The sequence below is a fragment of the Pseudoalteromonas sp. APC 3224 genome (assembly GCF_030407535.1).
In the GTDB taxonomy this organism is placed as follows: domain Bacteria; phylum Pseudomonadota; class Gammaproteobacteria; order Enterobacterales; family Alteromonadaceae; genus Pseudoalteromonas.
The window spans coordinates 1-1,732 of sequence record NZ_JASDDF010000074.1 but is presented as its reverse complement, the minus strand read 5'-3'; the positions used below and the strand labels follow the sequence as shown (position 1 = coordinate 1,732).

Annotated in this window: 1 protein-coding gene; it reads left to right on the top strand. The window is 44.3% G+C overall.

Annotation, left to right across the window (positions count from 1 at the left end; all coding sequences use genetic code 11):
* Positions 1-140: 140 nt before the first annotated feature.
* Positions 141-1,661 carry an ISNCY family transposase gene (locus QL989_RS19085; RefSeq protein WP_095730053.1) on the top strand — a complete coding sequence of 507 codons (1,521 nt, stop codon included), beginning with the start codon at positions 141-143 and terminating at the stop codon, positions 1,659-1,661.
* The last annotated feature ends 71 nt before the right edge of the window (positions 1,662-1,732 follow it).

The window sequence follows — 1,732 nt, the reverse complement described above, 5'->3', positions numbered from 1 at the left end:
TGTTAACACCAAGCGACTTTGTCGTATCTTAATTACCAAGCGATTCTGTCGTAATCGCTAATTACCAAGGGAATTTGTCGGTCACTTTTTTACGTGTCTGTTAGTGTTTTGTTTTTGGAATACTAGAAGGCATGTTGAGGATGATTGTGATGGATTCTAAAGCTCAACTCACCGTTGACATCATAGCTAAAGTGGTTGAAGGCAGGATAACAATTGCCAATGCTGCTAAGTTACTCAGTAAGTCTCGACGCACTATTGAACGCTACGTAAAGCAATATCAGCAAGTCGGTATTCAATTCGCTGTTCATGGTAACAGTGGCAAAGCCCCACCCAACAAAACGCCGGTATCAATAAAAAAAGCGGTTCAAAAATTGATTCAGGAAAAATATTACGATTTGAATCTCTTGCACTTGGCTGAACAATTAGCTACGAATGAGAACATTGTTATTAAGCGTGAAACCCTTCGCAGTTGGGCACATGATATTCATCACGTTAAACGAGCCAAACGAAGACGTAGCAATGTTCGAAAGCGCAGAGAGCGGATGGAAGCACCGGGTCTAATGATGCAAATGGATGGCAGTCCACATCGCTGGTTTGGGGATAAAAAGCACTGTTTAATTGCCATGATTGATGATGCGACCAGTGAAGTATATGCTGAGTTCTTCCCGTCAGAGACCACCGTTGGATGCCTGAAAGTCATGAGAGAATGTATCGAAACGAAAGGTGTGTTTAAAACGCTTTATGTGGACAGAGCCGGTATCTTCGGCGGCCCTAAACGCTGCAACTTCTCACAGATGCAGAGGGCTTGTGAGGAGCTGGGCATTGAAATCATCTTTGCCAATTCACCCCAAGGCAAAGGCCGTATTGAGCGAGCATTCGATACCTTCCAAGACCGTCTTGTTCCCGAGCTTAGGTTGAACAATATTAACGATATTGCCGCTGCCAATGCCTACCTTAAGCATGTCTTCATTCCGCAGTTCTGGCAGTCGAAAGTTCAAGTGAAATCAAAGCAAGTACCTGAATTTACGCCTCTGTCGAAACACATCAACCTTGATGATATCTGCGTCATTAAAGACCATCGTAAAATACGTAACGACCATACCTTCAGTTATGGCAACAAGTTCTACCTAATAGATTCACCGCTCAAGCACTCCATTGCCAATCAGAAAATCGAGATAAGGAACACGAGTAAAAAAGGGTTTACCGCTCACTTCGCTGGTCGCAAACTCAAGATCTCGGAAGTTAATGAACCAAGCAAACTGGCATCAGAAGACTTGGCAGTACAGAAGAAACTTGAAGTATTAGCGTTAATCGAAAAACTCGGAAGCGTCAGCGCTGCATCACGCCAAAGTGGCGTATCACGAGACACTATTCATCGGCACTTAAGACTGGTTAAGCAAGGTGGCCCTGAAGCATTAAAACGCCAAGAAACACCTAATCTACGGCACAAAAACTGTGTGGATAAGGCGATAGAAGACGCCGTTGTGCAATTCTCAATTGAACACCCTCACCTTGGTCAGCAGAAAGTCGCGATAAAGCTCAGTGAAGCCCTAGGTGTTGATATTAGCGCGGGCGGTGTGCGCAGCATGTGGCTAAGAAACAATATGAATACCACCGCATTGCGAGTCGAAAAATCTAATGCTCTGGCTGAATCGGCATAAAAGGTAGCCAGTTTAGCAACTGGCTGATATGCTATTTACGACAAAGTCGCTCGGTAATTAGACCGACATAA